Genomic DNA, 14,083 nt, shown 5'->3' with positions numbered 1-14,083 from the left:
ACCTCAGGCCACTCCCCGGTACACCGGGGAGTGCGTGACCGGTCCCTCGCAGTCAGTGCGCCACCGTAGGATGGACGTCATGGCCAAGACCAGTACGACGACCCAGGGGCTGCGTGCGGCGATCGAGCGCAGCGGCTACTACCCGGCCCTCGTGGCCGAGGCGGTGGAGGCCGCCGTGGGCGGCGAGCCCATCCGGTCGTACCTGGTCCACCAGGAGACCACGTTCGACCAGAACGAGGTCCGCAGGCATGTGACCGTGCTCGTCCTCACCGGCAACCGGTTCATCGTCAGCCACACCGACGAGCAGGCCGCGGACACCACCTCTCCGACGCCGTACGCCACCACCTCCACGGAGTCGGTGAAGCTCGACCGGATCTCGTCGGTCGTGGTGAGCCGGGTCGTGGCCAACCCCGAGCAGTACGCGCCGGGCACCCTGCCCCGCGAGGTCGTGCTGACCATCGGCTGGGGCGCGGTCTCCCGCATCGACCTGGAGCCCGCCGCCTGCGGCGACCCCAACTGCGACGCCGACCACGGCTACACCGGCAGCTCCACGGCCGACGACCTCAGCCTGCGCGTCAGCGAGGCCGGGGACGGGCCGGAGACGGTGCGCCAGGCGCTCGTCTTCGCCCAGGCCATCTCCGAGGCCACCGCGGACACCGCCCGCTGATGGTGCACGCCGCCTCCTGGGACCACCCGGAACCCCTCGCCGTCGCGTCCGCGCCCGTACCCGAGTACGGCAGCGGCTCGCTCGCCGACCTGCTGCCCACGCTCGCCGCCGGCATGGGCGTGCCCGGCACGGCAGCGGCCATCCCCGAGCTGGCCGCCGCCGACCGTGCCTGCGTCTTCCTGATCGACGGCCTCGGCTGGGAGCAGCTGCGGGCGCACCCGGACGAGGCCCCGTTCATGGCCTCGCTGCTGGCGAGCTCGCGGGGCGGCACCGGCCGCCCGATCACCGCGGGCTACCCGGCGACCACCGCGACCTCCCTCGCCTCCGTCGGCACCGGTCTGCCGCCCGGCGCCCACGGCCTGCCCGGCTACACCGTGCGCAATCCGGCCACCGGCGAGCTGATGAACCAGCTCCGCTGGCAGCCCTACAGCGACCCGGTCGCCTGGCAGCCGTACCCCACCGTCTTCCAGCTCGCCTCCGACGCCGGTGTGCACGCGGCGCAGGTGTCCTCGCCGGCCTTCCAGAACACCCCGCTCACCAAGGTCGCCCTCAGCGGCGGCACCTTCCACGGGCGGCTGACCGGCGAGGAGCGCATGGACTTCGCGGCCGAGCAGCTGGCCGCCGCCGACCGCGCCCTGGTCTACACGTACTACGCCGAACTGGACGGCGCCGGGCACCGCTACGGCGTCGCCTCCGACACCTGGCGCGGCCAGCTGATGTACGTCGACCGGCTCGTGCAGCGCCTCGCCGAGCAGCTCCCGCCGCGCACCGCGCTGTACGTCACCGCCGACCACGGCATGATCGACGTACCGTTCGACGAGCAGCACCGGATCGACTTCGACGAGGACTGGGAGCTCCAGGCCGGCGTCACCCTGCTCGGCGGCGAGGGCCGCGCCCGGCACGTCTACGCGCTCCCGGGCGCCGAGAACGACGTCCTGACCTGCTGGCGCGAGGTGCTCGGCGAGCAGTTCTGGGTGGCCTCCCGGGACGAGGCGATCGCGGCGGGCTGGTTCGGTCCGCACATCGACGAGCGGGTGTACGGCCGGATCGGCGATGTCGTCGCGGCCGCCCGGGACGACGTCCTGATCATCGCCTCCGAGCGGGAGCCCAAGGAGTCGGTCATGGTCGGCAACCACGGCTCGATGACCCCGGTCGAGCAGCTCGTCCCGCTGCTCGAAGTACGCTCCTGACCCCGCTCCGTATGTCCCCCACGCCGAAAGGTGCTCACTTTCCCATGCCCGAGCTGGTGTTCTTCTCCGGAACCATGGACTGCGGGAAGTCGACGCTGGCTCTCCAGATAGAGCACAACCGCTCCGCCCGCGGCCTCCAGGGTGTGATCCTCACCCGCAACGACCGCGCGGGCGAGGGCAAGCTCTCCTCGCGCCTCGGCCTGGTGACGGACGCGGTCGAGGTCGTGGACGGCACCGACCTGTACGCCTACCTCGTCGACCTCCTCTCGCAGGGTGGGCGCGCGGACTATGTGATCGCCGACGAGGCGCAGTTCCTCGCGGAGGAGCAGATCGACCAGCTCGCGCGTGTCGTCGACGACCTGGGTCTGGACGTCTACGCCTTCGGCATCACCACCGACTTCCGCTCCAAGCTCTTCCCCGGCTCCCAGCGCCTCGTGGAGCTCGCCGACCGCGTCGAGGTCCTCCAGGTCGAGGCACTGTGCTGGTGCGGCGCCCGCGCCACCCACAACGCCCGTACCGTCGGCGGCGAGATGGTCGTCGAGGGCGCCCAGGTGGTCGTCGGCGACGTCACCCAGTCCGCCGACGAGATCGTCGGCTACGAGGTCCTGTGCCGCCGCCACCACCGCCGCCGCATGACCGCCGCCTCGGCCCGCGCGGCGGCGCTCTCCCCGGACGTCCTGCCGGTGCAGCCGGCCTGACGGCACCGGCCGCGCCCGTACGTACCCCGCCGGGAGCCGAGCGTCAGGCGTTGCTGCGGATCAGGGCGAAGCGGGCGCCCTCCGGGTCGGTGACGACCGCTGTACGGCCCCAGGGGCCGTCATGGGCCGGGGTGAGGACGTGGCCGCCGAGGGCGGTGAGACGGGGGAGCGTCCCGTCGACGTCGGCGACCTCGAAGTACGTCAGCCAGTGGGAGCCACGGTCCCTCGGAAGGGCGTTGCCGACGCCGCGGATGTTGACGACGGGGCTGCCGCGCAGCAGCAGGGTGATGTCGTCCGAGTCGGGGGAGTCGGCCGGGCGGCGCTCGAAGCCGAAGACCGTCTCGTAGAACTTCAGGACGGTGGCGGACTCGAAGGTCAGCAGTTCGTTCCAGGCGGTCGCGCCGGGTACGCCGGTGACGGCGACGCCGAGGTGCGAAGCCGCCTGCCAGATGCCGAACACCGCGCCCGAGGGGTCCGAGCCGATCGCGAGCCGTCCGGCCTCGTCGGCGTCCAGCGGCCCCACCCCGATCGTGCCGCCGCACAACCGGACGGTCTCGGCGGTCTGGTTCACGTCGTCCGAGGCCAGATAGGGCGTCCAGGCGATCGGCAGTTGCCGGTCCGGGGGCAGCTGACCGATGCCGGCCACCTCCCGGCCGTCCAGCACGGCCCGTAGGTACGGCCCGAGTTGCCGCGGGCCCGGCCGGAACTCCCAGCCGAACAGCGCTCCGTAGAACTCCTGGGTCGAGGCCAGCCCGTGCACCATCAGGCTCACCCAGCAGGGCGTGCCGGGCGCGCGCCGGGCGTGTGCTGCGCCGTTCTGGCCGGCCGAACCCCGTGCCTCGGTCATCGTCACTCTCTCCTCGGCCCCTTCGCGGTGGCCGTGTCGCCTTCGCTCTGCGGATTCCGGTGCCGATGCTCGCACCACCCGTGGTCCGGTGCGCTCCGGGCGCGCCGCCGTGGTGCGGCCGGTGAGCCGCTCCACGCCGGAGGATGCCCGGCGCGCGGTTTCCCGGCCGTTTCCGTGTGGTTGCCGACGGGTGGAGATCGGCTGTACAGCATGTGCCCGATTCCGTACGTGCGGTGACCGGTCAGGTCCGGCAGAGTAGCCGGACCTGGACGCTCGGGCCACCCCGTGCGCAAGGATGGGGGCCATGAACGCCATCATCTCCGCACCCGAACTCGCGAGCGAACTGACCGGTGAGAACCCGCCGGTGGTGCTCGACGTCCGCTGGCAGCTCAGCGTCGCCAAGGCCGCGGGCGAACCGCCCTTCGACGGGCGCGCCGAGTACGCCGCCGGGCACGTTCCCGGCGCGGTCTTCGTCGACCTGGACCGGGAGTTGGCCTCCGAGCCGGGCACGAACGGGCGGCATCCGCTGCCGGATGTGACCGGATTCGGTGCCGCGATGCGCCGCGCGGGCGTCACCTCCACGCGAGGTGTGGTCGTGTACGACGGCGGCCAGGGCTGGGCGGCGGCGCGGGCCTGGTGGCTGCTGCGGTGGACGGGTCACCCGGACGTGCGTGTTCTGGACGGCGGGTTGCCGTTCTGGGAGGGCCCGTTGTCGACCGACCGCCCGGCGCCCGCCGAGGGCGACTTCCAGCCGGCCCCGGGTGCCGTCGGACTGCTCGACGCCGACGGGGCGGCCGGACTCGCCCGTTCCGGCGTCCTGTTCGACGCCCGCGCGGGAGCGCGCTACCGGGGCGAGGTCGAGCCCATCGACCCGGTCGGCGGCCACATCCCCGGCGCGGTGTCCGCCCCGACCGACGACAACGTGGCCGAGGACGGCCGCTTCCTGTCCCCGGAGGCCCTGCGGCAGCGCTTCACGGCCCTGGGCGCCGGGAACGGCACCCGGGTCGGCGTCTACTGCGGTTCCGGCGTCTCCGGGGCCCACGAGGTCCTCGCCCTGGCCGTCGCGGGCATTCCGGCAGCCCTGTACGTCGGTTCGTGGTCGGAGTGGTCCCGTGACCCCTCCCGTCCGGTGGCGGTGGGCCCGGACCCGCAGTGACGCGGGCGGAGGCCGCGGGGCGCGGGGGGTGTAGGCCCCGGGTCGACGGGTGAGACGCCCTCGGCGTCGCGGCCGACGCCCAAGGGCCGTCGGCCGGAACGCCGTTGGAATGGGTGCCCTGGCGCCGTCTCTTCGAGGCAGGCAGGACGGACACACGACCTCGCGCCACGCACAGCGTGAGGCGGCTACCCGACGGCGAGGGCGTCAACCCGCGCGCGGGCCCTGACACTCGGAGGAGTGCTACCCCTGCACCGCTCCCTCGCCGCTCCTGAGCTACTCCTGCTTCTTGCGGCGCGTGCCGAAGACGATCTCGTCCCAGCTCGGGACGGCCGCCCGGCGGCCCGGCCGGACGCCGTCGGCCTCGGCCTGGCGGTCGGTGGCGCCGACGAGACGGTCGCGATGGCTGCCGACGGAGCGCGGCATGAGGACGTCCGCGTAGGCGGAACCGGCCGAGGCCGCGGGGGCCGGGGGCTCCTCCGCCACCGGCTCGTCGACGGGCTCCTCCACGGGCTCCGCGGAGGGCAGCTCCGGCACCACCAGGTCGCCCCGGAAGCTCGGCACCGCCTCCAGCAGACTCGTCAGCGAGTCCCGCTCGCTCGCGGTCTCCTCCACGGGCTCCGGCGCGGGCGCGGGCAGGCTCGGCCGCTCACGGTCGGCCGTACGGTCCAGCGGGCGGTCACGCGGCAGCCGGGCGATCCGCGGTACGAACGGAAAGCTGGGCTCCGGCGAGCCGAGGTCGTCGGACTCGCCGATCAGCGAGCGCGCCTCGGAGTCGACGGCCTGGACGAGCCGCCGGGGCGGGTCGTACGTCCAGCTCGCGGAGTGCGGCTCCCCGGCGACGCGGTAGACCAGCAGGACCTCCCACGTGCCGTCGTCGCGGCGCCAGGAGTCCCACTGCACGGTGTCCTTCTCGGCGCCGCGCAGCAGCAGTCGCTCCTGGACGGCCTCGCCCAGCAGTGGGCCGGAGTTCTCGCCGGGACGCCGTACGGGTGTCTTGCGCGCGCGCTCGGCCATGAAGGCGCGCTCGGCCAGCACGGGGCCCTCGAAACGCCGTACGCGATCGACGGGGATGCCGGCCATCTGGGCGACCTCTTCCGCGGTCGCGCCGGCGCGTATACGCGCCTGGATGTCGCGGGGGCGGAGATGACTCTCCACCTCGATCTCGATCTGGCCGAGGCGGGGACGGTCGCCGCGCACGGCGGCGCGGAGCCGCTCATCGATCGGAAGCGTGTACTCCGTACTGTCCGCAGCCTTCAGCACCAGCCGTGTGCCGTCATTGGAGACGGCCACGACACGCAGTTCGGGCATGGGGACCTCCCGGGTGGTGCCTGCCGACGTCACGTGCGTCGCTGCTTCCGCTAGTCGAGTGTGGCCTGCCCGGGTGCAGCCTGCCACAACCTTGCCGAGTTGCCCGGCGTGTCGGGCACGGGCCCTGGACCGCCGTTATGGCACGGTTACCTATTCGCAACGCTAAGTGACCAACTCCGTCACCCTGTGCAACAAGCCCCCTCCCGGCGGTCCTTGAAGGTCGTGGACACCCTGGCGGGAGGCCGGACCCAGGGCTCGCAACAGTACTCCATTCGGGCCATGTGCGGTGATGGGCGCACCGCTCAACTTCCCCCGGAACGCGGGAGTAGGCCGCCTCGAGCGGATTTCCTGATCTTGGGCGTGGCGCACTTCACGCAATCGACCGAAACGGAACGAACTGTTTCGACCGTACGTCCCCCTCTCGTACGGTCCGTCGGGTGCGTGACGGAAAGGGGATGGAATTCCGGAATGCGTGAAAGGCCCGACAAGGAAGGCGAGTTGTGGGGCGACGTCCTCCGGCATTCGCTCCAGCGGCATTCCTTCCAGCGCGCGGGGAAGCGGATCTGTGACACCCGAGGCCCCGGCGCCCCGCCGCCCCACGCCTGCGTCACGCCCCCAGGACCCGCCGCAAGTAGTCGTTCTGGAACAGCCGCTGCGGATCCAGCCGGTCCCGCAGCTTCGTGAATTCCCCGAAGCGCGGGTAGACGTCCGCGAAGTACTCGGCGTCGCGGGTGTGCACCTTGCCCCAGTGCGGCCGCCCCTCGTGCGCGGTGAAGATGCGCTCGGCGGCGGTGAAGTACTCCTGGTAGGGCGTGCCCCGGAACATGTGGACGGCGATGTACGCGCTGTCCCGGCCCGACGCGGTGGACAGGGTGATGTCGTCGGCCGGGGCGGTGCGCACCTCGACGGGGAAGCTGACGCGCAGCCGCGAGCGGTCGACCATGGCCCTCAGCTCGCGCAGGGTGCCGACCAGCGCCTCGCGCGGAACGGCGTACTCCATCTCCACGAACCGCACGCGCCGCGGCGAGGTGAAGACCTTGTAGGGGATGTCGGTGTAACTGCGGGCGGACAGCGCGGTGCTGGCGATCCTGGCGATCGAGGGGATCGTGCCGGGCGCCGCGCGGCCGACCCACTGGGCGGCCTGGAAGACGCCGTTGGAGAGGAACTCGTCCTCGAACCAGCCCGCGAGCCGGTTCACCGGCCGCTCCGGGCCCGCGCTGCGGTTGTTGCGCTTGGTGCTGGTGTTCCCGGTGTGGGGGAACCAGTAGAACTCGAAGTGCTCGTTCTCGGCCCACAGCTGGTCGAACTCGGAGAGCACGCGGTCCAGCGGCATCGGCTCCTCGCGCGCGGTGAGCAGGAAGACCGGCTCCACGGCGAAGGTGATGGCGGTGACGATGCCCAGGGCGCCCAGGCCGATGCGGGCGGCGGCGAAGACGTCCGGGTTCTCCGTCTCCGAGCAGGTGAGCACCGAGCCGTCGGCCAGGACCAGTTCCAGGCCCCTGATCTGCGCGGCGATGGAGGCCGACGTACGGCCGGTGCCGTGGGTGCCGGTGCTGGTGGCGCCGGAGACGGTCTGCTCCATGATGTCGCCCATGTTGGTGAGCGACAGCCCCTCGCGCGCGAGGGCCATGTTGAGTCTCTTGAGCGGGGTGCCCGCCTCGACCGTGACCGTCATGGTGTCCCGGTCGATGGTGCGGATGCCCGTCAACAGTTGAGGGCGGATCAACACACCGTCGGTGGCCGCTATGGACGTGAAGGAGTGGCCGCTGCCTATGGGCTTGACCTTCAGCCCCTCCCGCGCCGCCGAGCGCACCACGGCGGCCAGTTCCTCCACGGAGGCGGGTGTGGCCTCCCGCGCGGGACGGGCGCTGACGTTGCCGCCCCAGTTACGCCACGTGCCGTTCTTCCCGCTCGCTGTGCTGCTCAACGGTGCCTCCCCGACCCGGAGCCGGCTTGCCGAGCCGGCGGTAGCCAAGGAAACCCACCGCGACCGCGACGGCCCCGGCGGCCGCCGGAACCACGTACCCGGTGCGCGCGCCCGAGGCGTCGATCACCCAGCCGGCGACCGAGGAGCCCACCGCGATCCCGACCGCCAGCCCGGTGCTCACCCAGGTCATGCCCTCGGTCAGCCGTGCGCGGGGTACGTGCTGCTCGATGAGGGACATGGTCGTGATCATCGTGGGAGCGATGGCCAGACCCGCAACGAACAGTGCCACGGCCAGAAACGGCAAGTTTCCGACCAGTAGGAGGGGGATCATACTCACGGCCATCGCACAGACGCCCAGCAGCCAGCGGCGCTCGGGTGCTCCCTTGAACTGCAGCAGCCCGAACACCACGCCCGCGGCACAGGAACCCGCCGCGTACAGCGCGAGCACGACGCTCGCGGCGGCCTTGTGGCCCTGCTCCTCCGCGAAGGCCACGGTGACCACGTCGACCGCGCCGAAGATCGTGCCGGTGGCCACGAACGTGCCGACCAGCACCTGGAGTCCGGGGGAGCGCAGTGCCGTGCCGCCGCCGTGGTGCTCGCGCGGATGCGGCTCGGGTTCGGTGGCGCGCTGCGCGGTCAGCCAGAAGACGCCCGCCGCCAGGAAGCACGCGGCGAGCAGCGGCCCGGCCTCAGGGAACCAGACGGTGGACAGACCGATGGAGATGATCGGCCCGAAGATGAAGCAGACCTCGTCCACCACGGACTCGAAGGAGTACGCGGTGTGCAGCTGCGGGGTGCCGCGGTACAGGGCCGCCCAGCGGGCCCGGATCATCGCCCCGACGCTCGGCACGCAGCCGATCCCCACACAGGACACGAACAGCACCCAGTCCGGCCACCCGTAGTGCGCGGCCAGCAGCAGCACCGCGCCCGCGCTCAGCGACAGCAGGGTCGCCGGCCGCAGCACCCGGCGCTGCCCGTGCAGGTCGACCAGCCGCGAGATCTGGGGCCCGGCCACCGCCGCGGAGAGCGCGATGGTCGCCGACAGCGCGCCGGCCAGGCCGTACCGGCCGGTCAGCTGCGACACCATGGTCACCACGCCGATGCCCATCATCGACAGCGGCATGCGGCCGAGGAAGCCCGCCGCGGAGAAGGCTCTGGTGCCGGGGGCGGCGAACAAGGCGCGATAAGGGCTTGGCACAGGGCACTCCGAGGGAACGGGACGCCGCGTCCGGGACATGGACAGGGCGAGGGGCGGCGACTCAGTAAGGCACGAAGTGAACCCACACAGCTTACGAGTTAGGTAACCCTAACGCACCCCCGGGAGCGGTGGCGGTTTCCCGGCCGTCAGTGGCTGGTGGCAGGATCGGAGGCATGCCAGACGCGCTCGAAGCCAGCCCCTACGACGCCCTGCTCCTGCTCTCCTTCGGCGGTCCCGAGGGCCCGGACGACGTGGTCCCGTTCCTGGAGAACGTGACGCGGGGCCGGGGCATCCCCAAGGAACGCCTCAAGGAGGTCGGGCAGCACTACTTCCTCTTCGGCGGGGTCAGCCCGATCAACGACCAGAACCGCGCCCTGCTGGACGCCCTGCGCAAGGACTTCGCCGAGCACGGCCTGGACCTGCCGGTCTACTGGGGCAACCGCAACTGGGCGCCGTATCTGACCGACACCCTGCGCGAGATGGTCGCCGACGGGCGGCGCCGCATCCTCGTCCTCGCCACCAGCGCCTACGCCTCCTACTCCGGCTGCCGCCAGTACCGCGAGAACCTCGCCGACGCGCTGGCCACGCTCCAGGGCGAGGGTCTCGAACCGCCCCGGGTCGACAAGCTGCGGCACTACTTCAACCACCCGGGCTTCGTCGAGCCGATGATCGAGGGCGTCCTGGCCTCGCTCGCCGACCTGCCCGAGGACGCCCGCGCGGGCGCCCACATCGCCTTCACCACCCACTCGATCCCCGACTCCGCCGCCGACACCTCCGGCCCCGTCGAGGGTCACGGCGACGGCGGCGCGTACGTGGCGCAACACCTCGAGGTGGCCCGGCTGATCGCGGAGGCGGTCCGCGAGCGCACCGGCGCCGAGCACCCCTGGCAGCTCGTTTACCAGTCCCGTTCCGGTGCCCCGCACATCCCGTGGCTGGAGCCCGACATCTGCGACCACCTCGAGGAGCGGCACGCCGCCGGGGTGCCGGCCGTGGTGATGGCCCCCATCGGCTTCGTCTCGGACCACATGGAGGTCCTGTACGACCTCGACACCGAGGCCACCGCCAAGGCCGCCGAGCTCGGCCTGCCCGTGCGCCGCTCGGCCACGGTCGGCGCCGACCCGCGCTTCGCGGCCGCCGTCCGCGACCTGGTCCTGGAGCGTGCCGCCGTCGAGCGCGGCCAGGAGGTCACGCCGTGCGCCCTGGGCGCGCTCGGCGCGAGCCACGACCTCTGCCCCGTCGGCTGCTGTCCGGCCCGTGCCCCCCGCGCGGCCGCCGCGGGCGCCGACAGCCCCTTCGCCTGAGGAGCGACGTGACCGACCCCCTGCACACGGAACTGCTCCGGCTCGCCCGGGAGGCCGCCCGCCGCGCGGGCGCCCTGCTGCGCGACGGCCGCCCCGCCGACCTCGCGGTGGCCGCCACCAAGTCGAGCCCCATCGACGTCGTCACCGAGATGGACATCGCGGCGGAGAAGCTGATCACCGGCTATCTCTCCGAGCACCGCCCGCAGGACGGCTTCCTCGGCGAGGAGGGCGCCTCCAGCGACGGCACCTCGGGCGTCCGCTGGGTGATCGACCCGCTCGACGGCACGGTCAACTACCTCTACGGACTGCCCACCTGGTCCGTCTCCGTCGCGGCCGAGCAGGACGGCGAGACCGTGGTCGGCGTGGTCGCGATCCCCATGCGGGGCGAGACCCACTGCGCGGTGCGCGGACGCGGTGCCTGGGCCACCGGCGTCTGGGAGGGCGAGCGCGCCCTCGCCTGCCGCCCCGCGCCCCCGCTGGACCAGGCGCTGGTGTCGACCGGCTTCAACTACGTCTCCGAGGTCCGCGCCCACCAGGCCGAGGTCGCCCATCGGCTGATCCCGCTGCTGCGCGACATCCGGCGCGGCGGTTCGGCCGCGGTCGACCTGTGCGACGTGGCCGCCGGCCGTCTCGACGGCTACTACGAACGCGGCCTGAACGCCTGGGACTACGCGGCGGGTGACCTGATCGCGCGGGAGGCGGGCGCGCTGACCGGTGGACGCCCCTCGGAGCGCCCCTCGCGGGCTCTCACGGTCGCCGCCACCCCGGGCGTCTTCGAGCCCCTCCAGCGCCTCCTGGAGGACTTCGGAGCCTGGCACGACTGAGCGCTCCCGCCGACGTCCCGGAGCACTGAGGCCGACGTCCCGGAGCACTGAGGCCCTCGGGGCGGGGCCCCAGTGCCCGGCGAAGCCGCAGGCCGCCCTCGGGGCGGTGCCACAGCGCCCCGGCAAAGCCGCAGGCCCCCTGGGGCGGGGTCCCCAGTGCCCGGCGAAGCCACAGGCTCCCTGGGACGGGGCCACAGTGCCCCAGCAAAGCCGCAGGCCCCCTGGGGCAGGGTCCCCAGTGCCCGGCGAAGCCGCAGGCCGCCCTCGGGACGGTGCCACAGCGCCCGGCGCAGCCACAGGCCCCGGGGTGAGACCGCGGCGCCCCCGGCACAGCAGCGGGCCCCCGGTGCTGGATTCACCGGGGGCCCGCCGTCTTACGCGAAGATCAGGTCAGACGCGGTACGCGCCGACCTCCACACCGTGTTCGGCCGCGAGGCGGCGCAGGTCGTCCAGCTCGCCCTGCTCCACCTCGACGAGGAAGTCGTCGCCGTCGTTCCGGGCCCGCGTCAGGTCGGACTCGGTCGCCTTTATGCGCTGCAGAAGTCCTGTGGTGAATGCGTCCATGCTGCGCCCCCTCGTCCTGGGTCGTGGGTCGATGGCACGGGGGTGTGCCGGATGGGAAGGGGCGATCACGTCTCCCGTGGCTGCCCGGGCGTACCGTGCCGGGCGGCTACGGTGCCAGGACCTCCACGCCCGCTCCGCGGCAAGCGGAACACGACGTACCGCATGGTGCTGCGGCACAAGCAGAGTGTGATCGCGGGGTGTAATCCGTCCTCCCCGTGCTCCCTTCCGCGGAAACCTCAACAGCCCGAGAAAATCTGGCATTCCCGGCCCGGCCGACCGCAGTCCCCGGCCCCGCCATCTCCCGCTCACCTCGCCTTACCCCCGACTTATGGCCGAAAAGGGCAGGATGGACGCCAACACCCACCAAGCCCCTGCCCGCGTGCGCTCCGCTACGCGGGTGGACATCAGGAAGGACAGCGACGTGCGCGTACTCGTCGTCGAGGACGAGCAGCTGCTCGCCGATGCGGTGGCCACCGGACTGCGCCGGGAGGCCATGGCCGTCGACGTCGTGTACGACGGCGCGGCGGCCCTGGAGCGCATCGGCGTCAACGACTACGACGTGGTCGTCCTCGACCGCGACCTGCCCCTGGTCCACGGCGACGACGTCTGCCGCAAGATCGTCGAGCTCGGCATGCCCACGCGCGTGCTGATGCTCACCGCGTCCGGTGACGTCAGCGACCGTGTCGAGGGCCTGGAGATCGGCGCCGACGACTACCTTCCCAAGCCCTTCGCCTTCAGCGAGCTGATCGCGCGCGTGCGCGCCCTCGGGCGGCGTACCAGCGTGCCGCTGCCGCCCGTCCTGGAGCGGGCCGGCATCAAGCTCGACCCCAACCGCCGCGAGGTCTTCCGCGACGGCAAGGAGGTGCAGCTCGCGCCGAAGGAGTTCGCCGTCCTGGAGGTGCTCATGCGCAGCGAGGGCGCGGTGGTCTCCGCGGAGCAACTGCTGGAGAAGGCCTGGGACGAGAACACCGACCCGTTCACCAACGTGGTGCGGGTGACCGTGATGACCCTGCGCCGCAAGCTGGGCGAGCCTCCGGTGATCGTCACGGTCCCCGGTTCCGGCTACCGGATCTGATCCCCCGTGGCCGCGACCCCCGCGCCCCCGCAGGCGCCTCCGAAACCCACCTGGGACCCGCGACGACAGGAGATCCCCTTCCCCTGGCTGCGCCCGACCATCCGGATACGGCTCACGCTGCTGTACGGCGGGATGTTCCTGATCGCCGGGATCATGCTGCTGTCGATCATCTACCTGCTGGCGGCCCAGGCCCTGAACTCGGGCAACGAGCCGCTGTTCAAGATCGTCGGCGGCAAGGCCATCGAGGTCACCAGCGACAGCTGTCCCGCGATCAACACCGACAACCTCCCGCTGACCGCCTTCAACGAAGCGATCAGCGAGTGCACCGACCACCAGCGCCGCGACGCCCTGGACAACCTCCTCAGCCGCTCGCTGCTGGCCCTCCTCGGGCTCGCCGTGATCGCCTTCGCGTTCGGCTACGCGATGGCGGGCCGGGTGCTGTCGCCGCTGGGCCGGATCACCCGCACCGCCCGTCAGGTGGCAGGCTCGGACCTGTCCCGCCGGATCGAGCTGGACGGCCCGGACGACGAGCTGAAGGAGCTCGCCGACACCTTCGACGACATGCTGGAGCGCCTCCAGCGGGCCTTCACGGCCCAGCAGCGCTTCGTCGGCAACGCCTCGCACGAACTGCGCACCCCGCTGGCGATCAACCGCACGCTGCTGGAGGTGCATCTCTCCGACCCGGACGCGCCGGTGGAGCTCCAGCAGCTCGGCAAGACGCTGCTGGCCACCAACGAGCGCAGCGAGCAGCTCGTGGAGGGCCTGCTGCTGCTCGCCCGCAGCGACAACCAGATCGTGGAGCGCAAGCCGGTCGACCTCGCCGAGGTGGCCTCGCAGGCGGTCGACCAGGTGCACGCCGAGGCGGACGCCAAGGGCGTGGAGATCCGCGGTACGCGCGCGCCCGCGGTGGTCCAGGGCAACGGCGTGCTGCTGGAGCGGATCGCCCTGAACCTCGTCCAGAACGCGGTGCGCTACAACCTCGCCGAGGGCGGCTGGGTGGAGGTCGCCACCGAGGTGCAGCACGGCCGGGCGGTGCTGGTGGTGTCGAACACGGGGCCGGTCGTTCCGGCGTACGAGGTCGACAATCTCTTCGAGCCGTTCCGCCGGCTGCGCACCGAGCGCACCGGAAGCGACAAGGGGGTCGGGCTGGGTCTGTCCATCGTGCGGTCCGTGGCACGGGCGCACGGCGGGCATATCGCGGCCCAGCCGAGGGAGGGAGGGGGGCTCGTGATGCGAGTCACCTTCCCCGTCTGAGATCATGTCGCCGACACACGCGGGGATGTTCGCTTTGCGCGGAATTTTCCGGGCACCCGGTGAGGTTCCACGTG

The 14,083-nt window shown here is 72.3% G+C and carries 13 protein-coding genes; 8 read left to right on the top strand and 5 right to left on the bottom strand.

Features of this window, described 5'->3' with window-relative positions; all coding sequences use genetic code 11:
* The first annotated feature begins 70 nt into the window (after positions 1 to 70).
* The 3 genes from ACFYR0_RS15145 to ACFYR0_RS15135 are packed head-to-tail and all read left to right on the top strand — an operon-like array spanning position 71 to position 2,555.
* Positions 71 to 667: a DUF5998 family protein gene (locus ACFYR0_RS15145; RefSeq protein WP_389327099.1), complete on the top strand. Its 597-nt coding sequence runs from the start codon at positions 71 to 73 to the stop codon at positions 665 to 667.
* A complete protein-coding gene (locus tag ACFYR0_RS15140; RefSeq protein WP_389326833.1) occupies positions 667 to 1,857 on the top strand; it encodes an alkaline phosphatase family protein in 1,191 nt (396 codons plus the stop codon). The genes ACFYR0_RS15145 and ACFYR0_RS15140 overlap by 1 nt, the downstream gene beginning before the upstream one ends.
* Before the next feature lie 44 nt (positions 1,858 to 1,901).
* Positions 1,902 to 2,555, top strand: a complete 654-nt coding sequence (locus ACFYR0_RS15135) for a thymidine kinase (protein WP_389326831.1) — start codon at positions 1,902 to 1,904, stop codon at positions 2,553 to 2,555.
* A gap of 43 nt (positions 2,556 to 2,598) precedes the next feature.
* On the opposite strand, the gene ACFYR0_RS15130 is transcribed toward ACFYR0_RS15135, so the two are convergent.
* The gene (locus tag ACFYR0_RS15130) at positions 2,599 to 3,402 is read right to left on the bottom strand and encodes a VOC family protein (RefSeq protein ID WP_389326829.1); all 804 of its coding nucleotides are present in this window, start codon (positions 3,400 to 3,402) and stop codon (positions 2,599 to 2,601) included.
* Positions 3,403 to 3,706: 304 nt separating this feature from the next.
* On the opposite strand from ACFYR0_RS15130, the gene ACFYR0_RS15125 reads away from it, so the two are divergent.
* Positions 3,707 to 4,558, top strand: a complete 852-nt coding sequence (locus ACFYR0_RS15125; RefSeq protein WP_389326827.1) for a sulfurtransferase — start codon at positions 3,707 to 3,709, stop codon at positions 4,556 to 4,558.
* Positions 4,559 to 4,831: 273 nt separating this feature from the next.
* On the opposite strand, the gene sepH is transcribed toward ACFYR0_RS15125, so the two are convergent.
* The 3 genes from sepH to ACFYR0_RS15110 all read right to left on the bottom strand — a co-directional run bounded on the left by sepH (position 4,832) and on the right by ACFYR0_RS15110 (position 8,991).
* Positions 4,832 to 5,866, bottom strand: coding sequence for a septation protein SepH (sepH, locus tag ACFYR0_RS15120; RefSeq protein WP_389326825.1), 1,035 nt, complete (start codon positions 5,864 to 5,866; stop codon positions 4,832 to 4,834).
* A gap of 607 nt (positions 5,867 to 6,473) precedes the next feature.
* Positions 6,474 to 7,793, bottom strand: a complete 1,320-nt coding sequence (locus ACFYR0_RS15115) for a D-arabinono-1,4-lactone oxidase (RefSeq protein ID WP_389326823.1) — start codon at positions 7,791 to 7,793, stop codon at positions 6,474 to 6,476.
* The gene (locus tag ACFYR0_RS15110; protein WP_389326820.1) at positions 7,753 to 8,991 is read right to left on the bottom strand and encodes an MFS transporter; all 1,239 of its coding nucleotides are present in this window, start codon (positions 8,989 to 8,991) and stop codon (positions 7,753 to 7,755) included. Before ACFYR0_RS15110 ends, ACFYR0_RS15115 begins: the two co-directional genes overlap by 41 nt.
* Before the next feature lie 173 nt (positions 8,992 to 9,164).
* On the opposite strand from ACFYR0_RS15110, the gene ACFYR0_RS15105 reads away from it, so the two are divergent.
* Both ACFYR0_RS15105 and ACFYR0_RS15100 read left to right on the top strand, forming a co-directional pair.
* The gene (locus tag ACFYR0_RS15105; RefSeq protein WP_389326818.1) at positions 9,165 to 10,292 is read left to right on the top strand and encodes a ferrochelatase; all 1,128 of its coding nucleotides are present in this window, start codon (positions 9,165 to 9,167) and stop codon (positions 10,290 to 10,292) included.
* An 8-nt stretch (positions 10,293 to 10,300) separates the two neighbouring features.
* Complete coding sequence (locus ACFYR0_RS15100; protein ID WP_389326816.1) at positions 10,301 to 11,116, top strand: inositol monophosphatase family protein; 816 nt, start codon at positions 10,301 to 10,303, stop codon at positions 11,114 to 11,116.
* Between the two features lie 390 nt (positions 11,117 to 11,506).
* Here the strand turns inward: ACFYR0_RS15100 and ACFYR0_RS15095 are convergent, their stop codons facing one another.
* The gene (locus ACFYR0_RS15095) at positions 11,507 to 11,680 is read right to left on the bottom strand and encodes a hypothetical protein (protein WP_389326814.1); all 174 of its coding nucleotides are present in this window, start codon (positions 11,678 to 11,680) and stop codon (positions 11,507 to 11,509) included.
* A gap of 421 nt (positions 11,681 to 12,101) precedes the next feature.
* Between ACFYR0_RS15095 and ACFYR0_RS15090 the strand changes: the two genes are divergently transcribed.
* Both ACFYR0_RS15090 and ACFYR0_RS15085 read left to right on the top strand, forming a co-directional pair.
* Positions 12,102 to 12,755, top strand: a complete 654-nt coding sequence (locus tag ACFYR0_RS15090; protein ID WP_003993508.1) for a response regulator transcription factor — start codon at positions 12,102 to 12,104, stop codon at positions 12,753 to 12,755.
* Between the two features lie 6 nt (positions 12,756 to 12,761).
* Complete coding sequence (locus ACFYR0_RS15085; RefSeq protein WP_389326812.1) at positions 12,762 to 14,009, top strand: sensor histidine kinase; 1,248 nt, start codon at positions 12,762 to 12,764, stop codon at positions 14,007 to 14,009.
* Positions 14,010 to 14,083: the final 74 nt, after the last annotated feature.

The sequence above is a fragment of the Streptomyces sp. NPDC005017 genome (assembly GCF_042873115.1).
In the GTDB taxonomy this organism is placed as follows: Bacteria; Actinomycetota; Actinomycetes; order Streptomycetales; family Streptomycetaceae; genus Streptomyces.
The sequence above is the reverse complement of the archived record's forward strand: the minus strand, read 5'-3'. Positions and strand labels throughout refer to the sequence as shown.

What these genes read in the sequence shown, in the direction of transcription:
- ACFYR0_RS15145 (WP_389327099.1), top strand. Translation starts at nt 71, where the DNA reads ATGGACGTCATGGCCAAGACCAGTACGACGACCCAGGGGCTGCGTGCG.
- ACFYR0_RS15140 (WP_389326833.1), top strand. Translation starts at nt 667, where the DNA reads ATGGTGCACGCCGCCTCCTGGGACCACCCGGAACCCCTCGCCGTCGCG.
- ACFYR0_RS15135 (WP_389326831.1), top strand. Translation starts at nt 1,902, where the DNA reads ATGCCCGAGCTGGTGTTCTTCTCCGGAACCATGGACTGCGGGAAGTCG.
- ACFYR0_RS15130 (WP_389326829.1), bottom strand. Translation starts at nt 3,402, where the DNA reads ATGACCGAGGCACGGGGTTCGGCCGGCCAGAACGGCGCAGCACACGCC.
- ACFYR0_RS15125 (WP_389326827.1), top strand. Translation starts at nt 3,707, where the DNA reads ATGAACGCCATCATCTCCGCACCCGAACTCGCGAGCGAACTGACCGGT.
- sepH (WP_389326825.1), bottom strand. Translation starts at nt 5,866, where the DNA reads ATGCCCGAACTGCGTGTCGTGGCCGTCTCCAATGACGGCACACGGCTG.
- ACFYR0_RS15105 (WP_389326818.1), top strand. Translation starts at nt 9,165, where the DNA reads ATGCCAGACGCGCTCGAAGCCAGCCCCTACGACGCCCTGCTCCTGCTC.
- ACFYR0_RS15095 (WP_389326814.1), bottom strand. Translation starts at nt 11,680, where the DNA reads ATGGACGCATTCACCACAGGACTTCTGCAGCGCATAAAGGCGACCGAG.